This is a genomic window from Rathayibacter sp. SD072 (assembly GCF_017355185.1).
Lineage (GTDB): Bacteria > Actinomycetota > Actinomycetes > Actinomycetales > Microbacteriaceae > Rathayibacter.
Window position 1 is genome coordinate 22,969 of record NZ_JADILJ010000016.1, and the last position, 15,531, is coordinate 38,499.

A 15,531-nucleotide genomic window follows, 5' to 3' on the forward strand; every position below is an offset into this window, starting at 1 on the left:
GAGGAGACTCAGCTGCCGGAGTCGCGGGCGAGGCGGCGCAGACCGCCCTTCGGCGGCACGCGCACCGGGTCCGGCCAGCGCGGCTGCAGGCCGTCGCCGAGAGTGACCCGGCGGATCTTGCGTCCGACGAGCGGGAGCAGCCAGTCGGCGGTCCAGCGGTGCTGGTCGCGCAGCCACTCCCGGGGGGTCAGCGGCTCGGGCGCCTCCCACGGACCCGCCGAGATCGTGTGCGGGACGCCGAGGATCTCGAGCACGCGAGCTGCCAGGTAGCGGTGGCCGCGCTTGGAGAGGTGCATCCGGTCGGACGACCACATCATCGGCTCGCGGAACGCCTGCATGCGCCAGTAGTCGACGAGGATCGCGCCGCGCTCGCGGGCGATGCGGCGGACGGCGCTGTTGTAGATCCGGTTGCGGCGGACGAACATCCGCGGCGCGGGCAGCCCCGGGATGTCGAACCCGGTGAACAGGACGAGCGAGGCTCCGGTGGTCGCCAGGGCGTCGACGAGGTTCTCGTACTCGCGGACCAGGACGCGCATGTCGGTGCCGAGGTCGAGGATGTCGTTCCCGCCCGCGTAGAGGGAGACGAGCGTCGGCCGCAGTGCGAGGGCGGGCTGCAGCTGCTCGTCGCGGATCTGCGCGAGGCGCTTCGAGCGGATGGCGAGGTTCGCGTACTCCCAGCCGGGCTCGGCCTTCGCGAGACGGTCGGCGACTCTGTCGGCCCAGCCTCTGACTCCGTTGGGCAGCCGCGGGTGCGGATCGCCGACGCCCTCGGTGAAGGAGTCGCCGATCGCGACGAAGCGCCGCTCGCCGGCCGCCGCAGTGCGTTCCCCCATCGGAGGAGGATCGCGCGGACGGGGGACCGGGCGGTGGCGCGGGGGTGTCCGCGAGGTGACGCCCGGGCGACGGCGGCTCCGAGCCTCCTGGAAGGCGGGCGCGGTTAGGGTGTCGGGGTGATCGATGCCAGGGACGACGACGCGCTCAGCTGGGCGGGCGAGGACGAGGACCCGACGCTCGCGGCCGGGGAGACCGCGACGCGACGACGGCCTCCGCGGGCGGTGCGCTCGGCGCCGGCCTCGCGTCAGGCACACGACGGCGAGACCGAGGACGAGCTCCCGGAGGAGCTCCTCGAGGACGACGAGACCGAGGACGACGGGATCGAGGACGACGATCCCTCCGAAGCCGAGGCGGCCGCCGCCTCCTCGGTCCTCCTGGTGGCGACCGGCGTCACCGCCGGGCTCTACCTCCTGTACACGATCGGCTGGATGATCACCGCGACGCGGCAGAACGCGACGATCACGGCGACCTTCGCCGGGGATCCGCTCGGCGGCGCGCTCTACGGACTCGGGCTCTGGCTCGCGGTCGCCGCCCCCGTCACTTGGTTCGCCGTCGTCCTGCTCGGCACCCGCGACTCCCGGGTGCGCACCCGCGTGCTCTGGCTGCTCGCCGGGCTCGTGCTGCTGGCTCCGCTGCCGTTCCTGAAGGGGGCGTGAGGATGACCGACGACACCGCCGTGAAGGCGACCCTCGGCGGCCGCCGGACGGGGCACGGGAAGGGCCTCGCCCTGACGATCCTGCTCGCCGTGGTCGTGGGCGCGCTCCTCGCCTGGGACGTGTGGGAGGCGATCGGCAACCTCGTCGGCATCCGCGCCTACGCGGCGGGCCTGGGCACGGATCTGAACGCCACCGGCTGGACGGTGCTGCTGCTCTCGCTCGCCCTCCCCGTCGTCTGCTTCGTCCTCGCCCTGATGCTGGGTCGGCGCCGGGGGGTCGCCGCCCGGGCGGGCCTCCTGCTCGCCGCGCTGTGCGTCTCGGCGGCGCTGTCGCTGGACCTGCAGCAGGTCTTCGGCTTCGCGAGCCTCGTCACCCTCGGCTGAGCCGGCGTCACACAGCGGGGCCGGGAGGCGGGCCTCCGCTACAGTGGCGGGGGCTCCACGACCCCGCGTCCGGCGCCTGCACCGTCCCCTCCCCGAAGGAAGCGCACTCGTGACAAAGCCGGTCGTCCTGATCGCCGAAGAACTCTCGCCCGCCACCGTCGACGCCCTCGGTCCCGACTTCGAGGTCAGGAACGTGGACGGCACCGACCGCCCCGCGCTCCTCGAGGCGCTCGGCACCGCCGACGCGATCCTCGTCCGCTCGGCGACGCAGGTCGACGCCGAGGCCATCGCCGCGGCGCCCTCGCTGAAGGTGATCGCGCGCGCGGGCGTGGGTCTGGACAACGTCGACATCACCGCCGCGACCGCCGCCGGCGTCATGGTCGTCAACGCGCCGACCTCCAACATCATCTCGGCGGCCGAGCTGACCGTGGGCCACATCCTGAGCCTCGCCCGCCACATCCCGGCGGCGCACAGCGCGCTCGCGCAGGGGCTGTGGAAGCGCTCGAAGTACACGGGCACGGAGCTCTACGAGAAGACCGTCGGCATCATCGGCCTCGGTCGCATCGGCGCACTCATCACGGCGCGCCTGCAGGCCTTCGGCGTCGACGTCGTCGCCTACGACCCCTACGTGACGAGCGCCCGCGCGCAGCAGCTCGGCGTGACGCTCCTGTCGCTCGAGGAGCTCCTCGCGCAGAGCGACTTCATCACGATCCACATGCCCAAGACCCCCGAGACGACCGGCATGATCTCGGACGAGCAGCTCGCGCTGATGAAGCCGAGCGCGTACATCGTCAACGTCGCCCGCGGCGGGCTCATCGACGAGGACGCGCTGCACCGCGCGCTCGTCGCGGACACCATCGCCGGCGCCGGTCTCGACGTGTTCGTCAAGGAGCCGCCGGTCGGCTCGCCGCTGCTGGCGCTCGAGAACGTCGTCGTCACTCCGCACCTCGGAGCGTCGACCGACGAGGCGCAGGAGAAGGCGGGCGTCTCGGTCGCCAAGTCGGTGCGCCTCGCGCTCTCGGGCGAGCTCGTCCCGGACGCCGTCAACGTGGCCGGAGGCGTCATCGACGAGTACGTCCGCCCCGGCATCCCGCTGGTCGAGAAGCTCGGGCAGGTCTTCGCCGGGCTCGCGCACTCGCCCGTCACGTCGATCGACGTCGAGGTGCGCGGCGAGCTCGCCGGCTACGACGTCAAGGTGCTCAAGCTCGCGGCGCTCAAGGGCGTGTTCACCAACGTCGTCTCCGAGACCGTCTCGTACGTGAACGCCCCGGTCCTCGCGGAGCAGCGCGGCATCGAGGTGCGCCTGATCACCGACGCCGTCTCGGACGAGTACCGCAACCTGATCACGCTGAGCGGCGCCCTGTCGGACGGCTCGCAGATCTCGGTCTCGGGCACGCTGACCGGCACCAAGCAGGTCGAGAAGCTCGTCGCGATCAACGGCTACGACGTCGAGGTGCCGATCGCGAAGCACCACGTCGTGATGAGCTACATCGACCGCCCCGGCATCGTCGCGGTCTACGGCCGCGAGTTCGGCGAGGCCTCGGTCAACATCGCGGGCATGCAGGTCGCGCGCACGGAGGCGGGCGGCAAGGCCCTCTCGGTGATCACCATCGACTCGCCGGCACCGGCGGGCCTGCTCGAGAAGGTCCGCGTCGCGATCGACGCCGACATCATGCAGGAGATCGACATCACGGAGCAGTGACCCCGCCGCTCCTCGAGCGCGTTCCGAGCCCGTCCCGCGAGTCCTCGCGGAGCGGGCTCCGTCGTTCCGGTGTCAGTGCTCGGCGCCGGGTGCGGCGAGGAGGCGGTCGATGATCGCGAGGACCTCGTCCACGTCGCCGCTCGGCTCCCTGCCCGTGGGCAGCAGGGCGGAGTTGTAGTAGAGCCCGTCGCTCATCAGCACGATCGCGCGGGCGACCAGGGGATCGCCGACCGCGTCGGCGACCACGGCGGTCCAGCTGTCGTGGAGGCGGGCGAGGCCGGCGCTCGCGCGCTCGTCGTTGCCCTGGGCGATGCGCGAGACGGCGAGGATGGTCCGGTCGAAGGGGGTGTCGACGGCGAAGGACGTGCGGATCAGGTACGGGACGACGCCCTCGTCCGACGCGCGGATGCGCTCGATGTCCTCGGCCAGGCGCTCGTCGAGGCGCTGGAGCAGGCCGTCGACGAGGGCGTCCTTCGAGGGGAAGTGGTAGAGCAGCCCGCCCTTCGAGACTCCGGCCGCGCGGGCGACGCCGTCGAGAGTGGCTGCGCGCTCGCCCTGCTCGTTCAGCAGCTCCTCGAACGCATCGAGGACGCGATCGCGGGCGGGGGAGGCGGGAGGCATGCGCCCCATCCTACGGTCGGCCTTGCGTCACTGTACCGGCTGGACGGTATACTTCTGGAGTCGTCGGCCGAGCCCTTCCGCGCCCGGCGCGACCCGACTCCGAGAGAGAGCACCACCGTGTCCGCCCGCACCGCCTCCGTGACCGTTCCCCCCACCTCCGCCGCGCCCGCCGCCGACCGCGTCGGCCGCCGCGCGTGGCTCGCCCTCGCGGTGCTGATGCTGCCGGTGCTGCTGGTCTCGGTGGACAACACCGTCCTCAACTTCGCGCTGCCGCTGATCGCCGAGGATCTGGGGCCGACGGGCACGGAGCTGCTGTGGATCGTCGACGCCTACCCGCTGGTGCTCGCGGGCCTCCTGGTCGCCATGGGAAGCCTGGGCGACCGGGTGGGCCGGCGGAGGCTGCTCGTGCTCGGCGCGATCGGATTCGCGGCCGTCTCGATCGCCGCGGCCTTCGCTCCGACGGCCGGGGCGCTCATCGCAGCCCGGGCGGCGCTGGGACTGTTCGGCGCGACGCTCATGCCCTCGACGCTGTCGCTCCTGCGCAGCCTCTTCCCGAACCGCGATCAGCGCCGGCTCGCCATCGCGATCTGGGCCACCGGCTTCGCGGTGGGCTCGGCGGTGGGGCCGCTCGTGGGCGGGATCCTGCTCGAGAGCTTCCCCTGGGGCTCGGTGTTCCTGCTCGCGGTGCCCGTGCTGCTGCCGCTGGTCGTGCTCGCGCCGATCCTGGTGCCGGAGTCGCGCGACCCGCACCCGGGCCCGGTCGACGTGGTCAGCATCGTCCTCTCGCTCGCCACGATGGCCCCGATCGTCTACGCGGTGAAGTCGGCGGCCGAGCACGGGATCGACGCCGTGGCCGTGATCGCGCTGGTCGTCGGCGCGGTGAGCGGCGTGCTGTTCGTGCGGCGCCAGCAGCGCCGCGCGGTGCCGATGCTCGACCTCTCGCTCTTCCGCCGAGGCTCGTTCAGCGCGGCGATCGTCGTCAACCTCCTCAGCGTCGTCGCGCTCGTCGGCGGGCTCTTCTTCGTCTCGCAGCACCTGCAGCTGGTCGTCGGCCTCTCGCCGCTGCAGGCGGGGCTCGTGCTCGTGCCGGGGCTCGCGGTCATGATCGTGGCGGGACTGGGCGTCGTGCCCGTCGCGCGCCGCATCTCTCCGCGCGTCGTCGTGCCCGCCGGGCTCGTGGTGTCGGCCGTCGGCTACGCGCTGCTGGCCCTCGGCAGCGCCGTCGAGGGAGGGGCCACGGCGCTGACGGTCGCGGTCTCGTTCGCGTTCCTCGGGCTGGGCATCGGCGCGGCCGAGACGGTCTCGAACGAGCTCGTGCTCGCGAACGCCCCCGCCGACAAGGCCGGAGCCGCCTCGGCGGTGTCCGAGACGGCCTACGAGCTGGGCGCCGTGCTCGGGACCGCGACGCTGGGAACGGTGCTGACCGCGGCGTACCGCAGCGGCGTGGTGCTGCCCGAGGGTCTCGACGCCGGGCAGGTGCAGCGCGCGGGGGAGACCCTGGGCGGTGCGGTGTCGGTCGCGGGCGAGCTGCCCGCCGACTCCGCGGCGAGCCTCCTGGCCTCGGCCGGTGCGGCGTTCGACGCCGGAGTGGGCTGGTCGGCGTGGATCGGAGTGGGCCTCGTGCTGCTCGCGGCCGTCGTCGCGGCCTGGCGCCTGCGCCGCAGCTGAGTGCCCGAGAGTACGCTGGGGTCGTCTCTGCCCTCCCCGCACGCCTGAGGATGCCCCATGCCCCGCACCGTGAAGCTCGCCGTCATCCCCGGAGACGGGATCGGACCGGAGGTGATCGCCGAGGCAGTGAAGGTCCTCGACGCGGTGACCGCCGACTCCGACCTGGTGATCGAGAAGACCCCGTTCTCGCTCGGGGCGGCCCGCTTCCTCGAGACCGGCGACGTGCTCACCGACGAGGACCTCGCGGCGATCGCGGCCCACGACGCGATCCTCCTGGGCGCCGTCGGCGGCGTGCCCGGGGACCCGAGGCTCAAGAACGCGAACATCGAGCGCGGACTGCTGCTGCGCCTGCGGTTCGCGCTCGACCACTACGTCAACCTGCGCCCGACCCGCGTGTACCCGGGCGTGCCCTCGCCGCTGTCCGCGCCGGGCGACGTCGACTTCGTGGTCGTCCGCGAGGGCACCGAGGGCCCGTACGTCGGCAACGGCGGGGCGATCCGCCAGGGCACCCCGCACGAGATCGCGAACGAGGTCTCGGTGAACACGGCCTACGGCGTCGAGCGCGTCGTGCGCCACGCCTTCGAGCTGGCCCGGAAGCGCCGCTCGACGCTCACCTTCGTGCACAAGACGAACGTGCTCGTCTTCTCCGGATCGCTGTGGAAGCGGCTCGTGGACGAGGTGGGGGCCACCTACGAGGACGTGGCCGTCGACTACCTCCATGTGGACGCGGCGACGATCTTCCTCGTGACCGACCCTGCTAGGTTCGACGTCATCGTCACCGACAACCTCTTCGGCGACATCCTGACCGATCTGGCCGGCGCGATCAGCGGCGGCATCGGCCTCGCCGCCTCGGGCAACATCAACCCCGACGGCGCGTTCCCCAGCATGTTCGAGCCGGTCCACGGATCCGCGCCCGACATCGCCGGGAAGCAGCTCGCCGATCCGACCGCCGCGATCCTGTCGGTGGCACTGCTGCTGGACCACCTGGGCCGCACCGACGAGGCCGCTCGCGTGACGGCGGCGGTGACCGCCGACATCGAGTCCCGCGACGGCTCCGCCCGCGCCACCTCGGCGATCGGCGACGCGGTCGTCGCGCGCCTGCGCTGACCCGCGCCCCGGCGGCCCCTCCTCCCCGACGCCTTCGTAGAGAGAACCCCTGATGACCATCCCCCTCCCGCTCGCTCCGCAGGACCTCGCCTTCCAGGTGACCCCGAACCCCGAGCCGCGCTCGGCCGAGGAGCGCGACCGGATCCTGGCCGACCCCGGCTTCGGCGTCTTCTTCACCGACCACATGGTCGACATCTGCTGGTCGCGCGCCGGCGGCTGGCACCGGCCGCGCGTGCAGCCCTACGGGCCGATCGCGCTCGACCCCGCCGCGGCGGTCCTGCACTACGCGCAGGAGATCTTCGAGGGGATGAAGGCCTACCGCCACGCGGACGGCTCCATCTGGACGTTCCGCCCTGAGGCCAATGCCGCGCGACTGCAGCGCTCGGCCCGCCGCCTCGCCCTGCCCGAGCTGCCGACCGAGCACTTCCTCGAGTCTCTCCGCCGGCTGATCGCGGTCGACGGCGACTGGGTGCCCTCGGAGCCCGAGACGAGCCTGTACCTGCGGCCCTTCATGTTCGCGAAGGAGGCGTTCCTGGGGGTGCGCGCGGCCGAGAAGGTCGGCTACTACGTGATCGCGAGCCCCGCCGGCGCCTACTTCTCGGGCGGCGTCGCTCCGGTGTCGATCTGGCTGTCGACCTCCTACGCCCGCGCGGGCAAGGGCGGCACCGGCGCCGCCAAGACCGGCGGCAACTACGCCTCGTCGCTCCTCCCGCAGCAGGAGGCGTACGAGCACGGCTGCGCGCAGGTGCTGTTCCTCGACTCGCAGGAGTCGCAGTACATCGAGGAGCTCGGCGGCATGAACGTGGTGCTGGTCAAGAAGGACGGCACGCTCGTCACTCCGGAGTCGGACTCGATCCTCGAGGGCATCACGCGCGACAGCGTGCTGCAGCTCGCCGAGGACCGGGGCCACCGCGTCGAGCGGCGCCGCGTGAGCATCGACGAGTGGCGCGACGGAGTGGCGTCGGGCGATGTGGTGGAGGTGTTCGCGTGCGGGACCGCCGCGGTCATCACTCCGATCGCCGAGCTCAAGGGCGAGGGCTTCTCGGTCGGGCACGCGGACGCGCCCGCCGGCGAGCTCACGATGTCGCTGCGGGAGGAGCTGACCGGCATCCAGTACGGACGCCGCGAGGACCGGCACGGATGGATGACGAGGTTGGACGCATGAAGATCGCACGATTCGCCACGCAGCGCTCGGGGGACAACGGGGGAGCGATCCACTTCGGGATCGTCGACGAGGACGACCTCGTCGTGCTCGCCGGGGACCCGATGTTCGCCGGGTTCGACACGACGGGGGAGCGCATCCCGATCTCGGAGGCGAAGCTCCTCGCCCCGGTGATCCCGCGCTCGAAGGTCGTCGGCATCGGCAAGAACTACTCGGACCACGCGGCGGAGATGGGCGGGGAGGCCCCGGCCGAGCCGCTGATGTTCCTCAAGCCCAACACCTCGGTGATCGGACCGGACGAGGCGATCGTCCTGCCCGCGGACAGCCGGCAGGTGGACTACGAGGGCGAGCTCGCGATCGTGATCGGCGCCGTCGCGCGCAACGTGCGCGCGGAGGACTACGAGGACGTCGTCTTCGGCTACACGATCGCCAACGACGTCACGGCGCGCGATCTGCAGAAGAGCGACGGCCAGTGGACGCGGGCGAAGGGCTACGACACGTTCTGCCCGATCGGGCCGGTCATCGAGACCGAGTTCGTCTGGAACGAGGCGGCCCTGGAGACGCGCGTGAACGGGCGCCGCGTGCAGTCCGGGAACACCGGGGACATGATCCACGGGGTGCCCGAGATCGTGGCGTACGTGTCGCGGGTGTTCACCCTGCTGCCGGGGGACATCATCCTCACCGGCACTCCTGCCGGGATCGGACCGATCGCGAACGGGGACACGGTGGCGATCGACATCGAGGGGATCGGGACGCTGTTCAATCCGGTGATCGTCCGGAACTGACAGCGCGACGCACGGGAAGGGCCTTCCACCTGCGGGTGGGAGGCCCTTCCGCGTGTCCGGTCGGGTCAGTCGGCGGTGGTCGGGCCGGTGGTCTCGTCGGGCAGCTCGTCGTCGTCGGCGACGGAATCGCCTCCGCTGTCGAGGTCGGTGACCTGATCGGAGGTGCCGCGGTCGATCGCGGTGCCGCCCGGAGCGGCTCCCGCCATCGAGGCGTCCGTCGCGTCCTCGCCGGGGAGGGTGGTCTGCGCGCCGTCGACGGCGGTCGGGTCGGCGCCCGCGGTCGCGCCGGCTCCGGTGGTCTGCTCGGGGAGGTCCTCGTTCGCCATGGCTGTTCCTCTCGTCGGTGGAGCTCCAGCCCAGCACGGGGCGGACGGCGCCGCAGGACGTTGACAAACGGGCCGCAGGAGCGTCCGGCGCGTCGCGGGTCGGCACGAGTGGGAGCGCTTCACCGAGCTCCCCCGAGCTGTCAAGCGGAGTCCGTCGAAGGGGTGTTCGACGTAGCGTCGAAGGCATGAACACGTCTCGGAACGACCCCGTCGCACGCATCGCCCGAGAGGACTTCGGCTGGACGTCGCTCCTGCCGGGGCAGCGCGAGGCCATCGAATCGGCGGCGTCCGGACGCGACACCCTGCTGGTCCTGGCGACCGGCGGCGGCAAGTCGGCGGTCTACCAGATCGCGGGAGCCGAGCGCGGCGGAGTCGTCCTCGTGGTCTCTCCGCTGGTCGCCCTGCAGGCCGATCAGCTCGCGTCGATCGAGGCGGCACCCGCGGCGCCTCCCGCCGTCGCGGTGAACTCCTCCCTCGGCGCCGCGGCGGTCGCCCGGGCCTGGGAGCGCATCGACGAGGGCGGTCCGCTCTACGTGCTCCTCGCGCCGGAGCAGCTCGCGAAGGCCGAGAACGTGGCGCGGCTCGCGAAGGCCGGTGTCTCGCTCCTGGTCGTCGACGAAGCCCACTGCGTCTCGAGCTGGGGTCACGACTTCCGGCCCGACTACCTCCGCCTCGCCGACGTGCGCGGCGAGCTGGGCGACCCTCCGGTGCTCGCGATGACCGCGACGGCGTCCGGCCCCGTGCGGGCCGAGATCATCGAGCGCCTGCGGATGACGGACCCCGAGGTGCAGGTCCACGGCGTGGACCGGCCCGAGATCCGCTTGGTCGTGCACCGCCACGAGAGCGAGAACGAGAAGCGCGCGGCCGTGGTCGACGAGGCCCGGAGCTGGACGGCTCCGGGACTCGTCTACGTCGCGACGCGCAAGGAGACCGAGACGTACGCCGCCGAGATCGGCGCGGAGGGCCGCACGGTCGCGGCGTACCACGCAGGGCTCAAGGTGTCGGAGCGACGCGAGGTGCACGAGCGCTGGCGCGCGGGCGAGCTCGACGTCGTGGTCGCCACCTCCGCGTTCGGGATGGGGATCGACCGGGCCGACGTGCGCTTCGTGCTGCACGCGACGACCACGGAGTCGCTCGACGCCTATTACCAGGAGATCGGACGGGCCGGCCGCGACGGCGAGCCCGCGACCGGAGCGCTGCACTACCGCGCCGAGGACCTGGGGCTGCGCCGCTTCTTCGCGAAGCGCTCGGTCGACAAGGCTGCGCTGCGCGTGATCTGGGCCGCGGTCACCGCGGAGCCGGGCCGCACGATCACGGAGCTGGCGGAGGAGCTCGGGAAGCCGGCGCGGACCCTCTCCCGACTCGTCAACGATCTCGCCGACGCCGATCTGATCGAGACCGGGAAGGGCGTCCGCCCCACCCGCGAGGCCAGCGCCGACGACGCCGTGCAGGCGGTGGCCGACGCCGTGGCCTCCCGCGAGCGGATCGCGGAGTCGCGGCTGTCGATGATGCGCGCGTACGCCGAGACGCAGCAGTGCCGGCGCCGCGTGCTGCTGGACTACTTCGGCGTCGAGGGCCCGGAGTGGTGCGGCAACTGCGACGGCTGCGAGCGGCACGAGGCGCAGCAGGAGGCGGCCTCGACGGCGCCGGCCGACGCTCCGCTCTCGGTCGACGAGTCGGTCGAGCACCGCGAGTGGGGTACCGGCACGGTCATGAGCGTCGAGTCGGACCGGGCGACGATCTTCTTCGAGTCGGAGGGCTACAAGGTGCTGTCGTTCCAGGCCCTGGAGTCGGGAGTGCTGCGGGAGCGCGAGGACGCGACCGTCTGAGCGCCTCAGGAACGGGGAGAGGCCCCTCGCGCACCGCCGGACGGCGGGCGCGAGGGGCCTCTCGCGTGGTAGTTAGACGTTCGAGACGGCCGAGCTCACCGCGGTGGGCGCGTCGTAGTCGCCCTCCGGGATGGCGCGCAGGGCGTCGAGGACGTCGCTGGGAGCGTTCTCCTTCTCTGCGGTCTCGACGATCGTGTCCTTCGAGGCGGGGTAGTCGATTCCGGAGAGGTACTTCTGGATCTGGATCGGGTTGGGTGCGTCCATCGTGCTGTCCTTTCGTCGCCGTGCAGGTGTTACGGGGTGTGCTCTTCGGCGAAGAGCCGGTCGAAGGCGTCGACGCGCCGGTCGGTGACCGTCGTGGGTGTCTCGAGGTGGACGGCGCCGCTGGGGATGAGCCCCGCGCCGCCGAACCGCTCCATGACGCGCCACTGCGCGGCGACGTCCTCGCCGCTGTGCTCCGGGGGCAGCTGCTCCCAGAAGTCGAAGCCGCCGCTGGCCACCAGGGCGTCGCGGCGGTAGAGGACGCAGGCGCCGAGCCACGCGACGCGGTAGGCGCGCCAGTCGCCCTCGGCCACGTCGAGGCGGGCGGCGAGGTGCGTCAGGTTCGCCGCGTTGTGCAGGGGCCAGCGGTCGAACTCGGGCGTGCCGCGGCGCACGCGCTCGGGCACTACTGCGTCGTCCCACGGCTGGAAGGCCGCCTGCTCGTGCGGGCGCTCGTCCTCGAGGTACGACAGACCCTGCACGGCGGAGCCGACGAAGCCGCAGCCGAGGCGCTCGAGGGCCTCGTGCAGGCGGAGCAGCGTGCCCGGCTCGAGCCACACGTCGTCGTCCAGGAACAGGACGGCCGGGGCGTTCGAGAGGGAGAGCAGGTAGTGGCGCTGCTCGGCGAGACCGCGGCGCGGGAGGTGACGGCTGACGAACGGCGCCCGGCCCTGCGCCTCGAGCACGCGGAGCATCGCGAGGACGGTCGGATCGTTCTCGGCGACCGCGTCGTCGGACTGATCGCTGATCATCACGCGGAACGGGGGATCGTCCTGCGCGGCGAGACCGGCGAGGGTCGCGGCCAGCTCGGCGCGGCGCCCGACGGTCGGCACGAGCACGTCGATCAGCGGGGCCTCGGGCAGGGTAGGCCGTCCCCATCGGCCCGACCAGCGCCGGCTGGTCACCGCGGGGCCGCCGATCGGATGCGCTGCACCATCTCGGTGGTGGAGTGCTCGGACACGTAGCCGACGGTGGTGACGGTGCCGCCGTAGGAGCGGACGACCACCGCCTCCTGGAGCATGTCGGGGTTGTAGTCGCCGCCCTTCACGTACACGTGCGGCTGCACGCGCTCGAGCAGCGGGATGGGGGTGTCGCCGCTGAAGAGCGTGACGTAGTCGACGCAGCCCAGCTCGGCGATGACTCCGGCGCGATCGCCCTCGGGATTGATCGGCCGGCCCTCGCCCTTCAGTCGGCGGACGGAGTCGTCGTCGTTCACGGCGACCACCAGCACGTCGCCGAGCTCGCGCGCCTGGCGGAGGTAGGCGGTGTGCCCGCGGTGCAGGACGTCGAAGCAGCCGTTGGTGAAGACGATGCGGCGGCCGCGGCGCGACTCCTCCGCGAGGACCTCGACGAGGCGGTCCTCGCCGAGGACCACGGCGCCGGGGGCGGCGAGGGAGGCGAGGAGGTCGTCAGCGGAGCAGACGGAGGTGCCGGGGCGCTGGACGACGACGTCGGCCGCTGCCTGGGCGAGGTCGACGGCGGTGGCGAGGGAGCGGCCCGCCGCCAGGGCGAGCGTGGCGGTGGCGGCGAACGTGTCGCCGGCTCCGGACGCCTGCTTCTCCTCCGCGGGCTGCGCGAAGGTGCGGCTGACCGTGCCGTCCTCGTCGAGGGCGAGGCTGCCCTCGCGATCGAGGGTGACCACGACGTGCCGGGCACCGGAGCGCTCGCGGAGCTGGTCGGCGGCGTCGCGGACGGCGGACGCCCGTGCCGCGCCGCGGCCGAGGGTCGAGCCGAGGAGGGCCTCGGCCTCCTTGGCGTTGGGCGTGACGAGGTCGGGGCGGGCGAAGGCCCAGTCGGCGAGCTCGTGCGCGTCGATCACCAGCAGGTCCGGGCGGTGCCCGGCGAGCACGCGCTCGACGGCTGTACGGAGAATGCCGGAGCCGTAGTCGCAGACGAGCACGGCGTCGGCGCCCTCGGCCGCTCGCACGGCCAGCTCGGCGAGCTGCCCGATCTCGTCCTCCGACGGGCGGTGCGGCCCGGAGTCGACGCGCAGCATGACGCTGTCGCCGCCGACCACGCGGGTCTTGATCGTGGTGGCGGCGGCGGTGCGGAGGATCGACCCGGTGTCCAGGCCCGCGCGCTCGAGCGACGCGATCAGGCGGTCGCCCTCGGGATCGCGGCCCGCGACTCCGACCGTGCGGACCTCGGCGCCCAGCGCGGCCAGGTTCGCCGCGGTGTTGGCGGCGCCGCCCGCGACGTCGACCACGTCGTCGAGGCGGAGGACCGGGGCCGGGGCCTCGCGCGTCACTCGCTCGGCGTCGCCCAGCCACCAGGAGTCGAGAATGAGGTCGCCGACGACGGCGACGATCGGCGGGTGCTCGCGCACGTGCGCGACCAGCGCGCTCGCCCGCTGGAGCGCGGAGCCCTCGAGGCTCATCGCGCGCCGCCGGGGAGGACGGGGAGGCCGAAGTGGACGACCGTGGTGGTGGTCATCTCGTCCAGCAGCTCGGGGCCGTAGCCGAAGCCGGAGCCGCTGGTGCCGCGCGGCTGGGCGCTGCCGCCCGGGGCGCCTCCGAAGACGGCGTTGATCTTGACGGTGCCGACCGGCAGTGCCGCCGCGGCGCGGTGCGCGTGCTCCATGTCGGCGGTGAGCACGGTGGCGGCCAGGCCGTAGGGGCTCGCGGCGGCGCGGAGGAGCGCCTCGTCGAAGTCGTCGACGACGACGATCGGAGCGACCGGGCCGAAGGTCTCCTCGGTCATCACGAGCATCTCGTCGGTGCAGTCGGCGAGGACCGTGGCGGGGTAGAAGGTGCCGTCGCCGGGCGCGCCGCCGGTGAGGGCACGGGCGCCGGACTCGAGCGCCTCGGTCACGTGCTCGTGCACGGCGTCGCGCATGCGGGCGTCGACCAGGCGGGGGAGGGGGCCCGCGCTCCAGCGCTCGGCCTCGGCGACGAGCGCGGTGGTGAACGCCTCGGCGACGGCCCGGTGCACGTAGATCCGCTCGACGGACGTGCAGATCTGGCCGGCGTTGGCGAAGGCGCCGAGGGCGGCCTGCTCCGCAGCCCAGACCGGGTCGACGTCGGCGTCGACGACGAGCGCGTCGTTGCCGCCGTTCTCGAGGATCACGTGCGCGCCGGTGACGGCGGCGACGCGGGCCAGCGCACGGCCCGTGGCCGTGGATCCGACGTGGGCGAGGACGGCGACGCCCTCGGTGCGGGCCAGGGCGTCGCCGACCGCGCCGTCGCCCTCGACGAGCGTGAGGACGCCCTCGGGGAGGGCCTCGGCGAGGATCCGCGTGAAGAGGGCACCGGTGCCGGGGCTGCGCTCGCTGGGCTTGTGCACGACGACGTCGCCCGAGACGATCGCGGCGCCGAGCATGCCGGCGGCGACGGCGACGGGGTCGTTCCACGGGGTGAGCGCGAGGACGACTCCGCGCGGGTGCGGGAGGGCGAGGTCGACGTTGAGGGCGCCGCCGCGGAGCGACTTGCCGCGGTGCAGGGGGCCGAGCTCGGCGTACTGGAGGAGCGTGTCGACTCCGGCGCGGACGCCGCCCAGGGCGTCGCCGGCGGGCTTGCCGGTCTCGTCGGTGTTGAGGGCGGCGAGCTCCTCTTCGCGCGCGGCGACGCGGTGGGCGGCGGCGCGCAGGAGGGCGCCGCGCTCGGCGGGCGGGGTGGCGGCCCAGCCGGGGAACGCGGCGCGGGCGCGGGCGACGGCGGCGGTCGCGGTGTCGGTGGTGGGGGTGCTGCGGGGGGCGTCGTCCGCGGTGGCGGAGTCGGCGGGGGTCGCGGTGTCGATGGTCACGGTCACCTCTCGTTCCAAGGCTCGCCGGAGGCGGCGGGCGCGTCTGCCCACGTCCGGTACCCCGGGGGTGGGCGGCTAGACACGGCGCGCGGGATTGCCGGACGGGGTTGCGCGGGAGGCGGCCGTTCCTCACCGTGCCGTTCCTCGAGTCGCATCGGCTGTCGCGTTGATGTCAACTACCGGCTGCCGCCGGGTCGGTCTTGATTCCCTAACGTCTCAGGCCTCCGCCACTCTTTCCGCCGAGGAATCCAAAGGCATCACGCGTTTCGCCTGATTCCTGGAGCGACTAGCACATCTTTGCCTTTTTCATGACGCCATCGATTGCGAACGAGAAAAGTTCAATTGCAAATCTGACTGGAGCACAAGAGAACCTTAGCTTCATCTCTCAGTACGACCACGGAAGGCAAAGGCGCGCTACCTTCCTTGCAATGACGAGATCTAGACGTAGCGATATAC

The 15,531-nt window shown here is 72.8% G+C and carries 15 protein-coding genes; 8 read left to right on the forward strand and 7 right to left on the reverse strand.

Translation table 11 applies throughout. The features are described 5' to 3' along the window. Positions 1 to 8 precede the first annotated feature (8 nt). Positions 9 to 833, reverse strand: a complete 825-nt coding sequence (locus tag IOC53_RS08445; RefSeq protein WP_207404683.1) for an SGNH/GDSL hydrolase family protein — start codon at positions 831 to 833, stop codon at positions 9 to 11. A gap of 117 nt (positions 834 to 950) precedes the next feature. Here IOC53_RS08445 and IOC53_RS08450 point away from each other — a divergent pair, with 117 nt between their 5' ends. From IOC53_RS08450 to serA, 3 genes are all read left to right on the forward strand, one after another. Next, entirely contained in the window at positions 951 to 1,490 is a 540-nt protein-coding gene (locus IOC53_RS08450) for a DNA polymerase III subunit gamma/tau (protein WP_207404685.1), read from the forward strand. Between the two features lie 2 nt (positions 1,491 to 1,492). Next, entirely contained in the window at positions 1,493 to 1,873 is a 381-nt protein-coding gene (locus IOC53_RS08455) for a hypothetical protein (protein ID WP_207404687.1), read from the forward strand. 109 nt (positions 1,874 to 1,982) lie between these two features. Then, complete coding sequence (gene serA, locus IOC53_RS08460; RefSeq protein ID WP_207404689.1) at positions 1,983 to 3,575, forward strand: phosphoglycerate dehydrogenase; 1,593 nt, start codon at positions 1,983 to 1,985, stop codon at positions 3,573 to 3,575. Between the two features lie 72 nt (positions 3,576 to 3,647). On the opposite strand, the gene IOC53_RS08465 is transcribed toward serA, so the two are convergent. Beyond that, positions 3,648 to 4,196, reverse strand: coding sequence for a TetR/AcrR family transcriptional regulator (locus IOC53_RS08465; protein WP_207404691.1), 549 nt, complete (start codon positions 4,194 to 4,196; stop codon positions 3,648 to 3,650). 117 nt (positions 4,197 to 4,313) lie between these two features. Between IOC53_RS08465 and IOC53_RS08470 the strand changes: the two genes are divergently transcribed. Genes IOC53_RS08470 through IOC53_RS08485 form a run of 4 tightly spaced genes read left to right on the forward strand, consistent with a single transcriptional unit; the run spans position 4,314 to position 8,918 of the window. Continuing rightward, positions 4,314 to 5,864, forward strand: coding sequence for an MFS transporter (locus IOC53_RS08470; RefSeq protein ID WP_307786117.1), 1,551 nt, complete (start codon positions 4,314 to 4,316; stop codon positions 5,862 to 5,864). Between the two features lie 57 nt (positions 5,865 to 5,921). Beyond that, the gene (locus IOC53_RS08475) at positions 5,922 to 6,971 is read left to right on the forward strand and encodes a 3-isopropylmalate dehydrogenase (protein WP_207404693.1); all 1,050 of its coding nucleotides are present in this window, start codon (positions 5,922 to 5,924) and stop codon (positions 6,969 to 6,971) included. 52 nt (positions 6,972 to 7,023) lie between these two features. Beyond that, positions 7,024 to 8,136, forward strand: coding sequence for a branched-chain amino acid aminotransferase (locus IOC53_RS08480; protein ID WP_207404695.1), 1,113 nt, complete (start codon positions 7,024 to 7,026; stop codon positions 8,134 to 8,136). Beyond that, on the forward strand, positions 8,133 to 8,918 hold the full coding sequence (locus tag IOC53_RS08485) for a fumarylacetoacetate hydrolase family protein (protein WP_207404697.1): 786 nt from the start codon (positions 8,133 to 8,135) through the stop codon (positions 8,916 to 8,918). The genes IOC53_RS08480 and IOC53_RS08485 overlap by 4 nt, the downstream gene beginning before the upstream one ends. A 65-nt stretch (positions 8,919 to 8,983) precedes the next feature. Here IOC53_RS08485 and IOC53_RS08490 read toward each other — a convergent pair whose 3' ends face one another. Next, the gene (locus IOC53_RS08490) at positions 8,984 to 9,244 is read right to left on the reverse strand and encodes a hypothetical protein (protein WP_207404699.1); all 261 of its coding nucleotides are present in this window, start codon (positions 9,242 to 9,244) and stop codon (positions 8,984 to 8,986) included. Between the two features lie 185 nt (positions 9,245 to 9,429). On the opposite strand from IOC53_RS08490, the gene IOC53_RS08495 reads away from it, so the two are divergent. Beyond that, positions 9,430 to 11,073 (forward strand): RecQ family ATP-dependent DNA helicase, encoded by a 1,644-nt coding sequence (locus IOC53_RS08495; protein WP_207404701.1) that lies wholly within the window; start codon positions 9,430 to 9,432, stop codon positions 11,071 to 11,073. Between the two features lie 72 nt (positions 11,074 to 11,145). Here IOC53_RS08495 and IOC53_RS08500 read toward each other — a convergent pair whose 3' ends face one another. The 4 genes from IOC53_RS08500 to IOC53_RS08515 are packed head-to-tail and all read right to left on the reverse strand — an operon-like array spanning position 11,146 to position 15,075. Further along, positions 11,146 to 11,337, reverse strand: coding sequence for a DUF2795 domain-containing protein (locus IOC53_RS08500; protein WP_055793540.1), 192 nt, complete (start codon positions 11,335 to 11,337; stop codon positions 11,146 to 11,148). Positions 11,338 to 11,366: 29 nt separating this feature from the next. After that, the gene (locus tag IOC53_RS08505) at positions 11,367 to 12,239 is read right to left on the reverse strand and encodes a glycosyltransferase family 2 protein (RefSeq protein ID WP_307786118.1); all 873 of its coding nucleotides are present in this window, start codon (positions 12,237 to 12,239) and stop codon (positions 11,367 to 11,369) included. After that, complete coding sequence (rfaE2, locus tag IOC53_RS08510; protein WP_207404703.1) at positions 12,236 to 13,711, reverse strand: D-glycero-beta-D-manno-heptose 1-phosphate adenylyltransferase; 1,476 nt, start codon at positions 13,709 to 13,711, stop codon at positions 12,236 to 12,238. The genes IOC53_RS08505 and rfaE2 overlap by 4 nt, the downstream gene beginning before the upstream one ends. Further along, positions 13,708 to 15,075 carry an aldehyde dehydrogenase family protein gene (locus tag IOC53_RS08515; protein WP_307786119.1) on the reverse strand — a complete coding sequence of 456 codons (1,368 nt, stop codon included), beginning with the start codon at positions 15,073 to 15,075 and terminating at the stop codon, positions 13,708 to 13,710. The genes rfaE2 and IOC53_RS08515 overlap by 4 nt, the downstream gene beginning before the upstream one ends. Between the last annotated feature and the right edge of the window lie 456 nt (positions 15,076 to 15,531).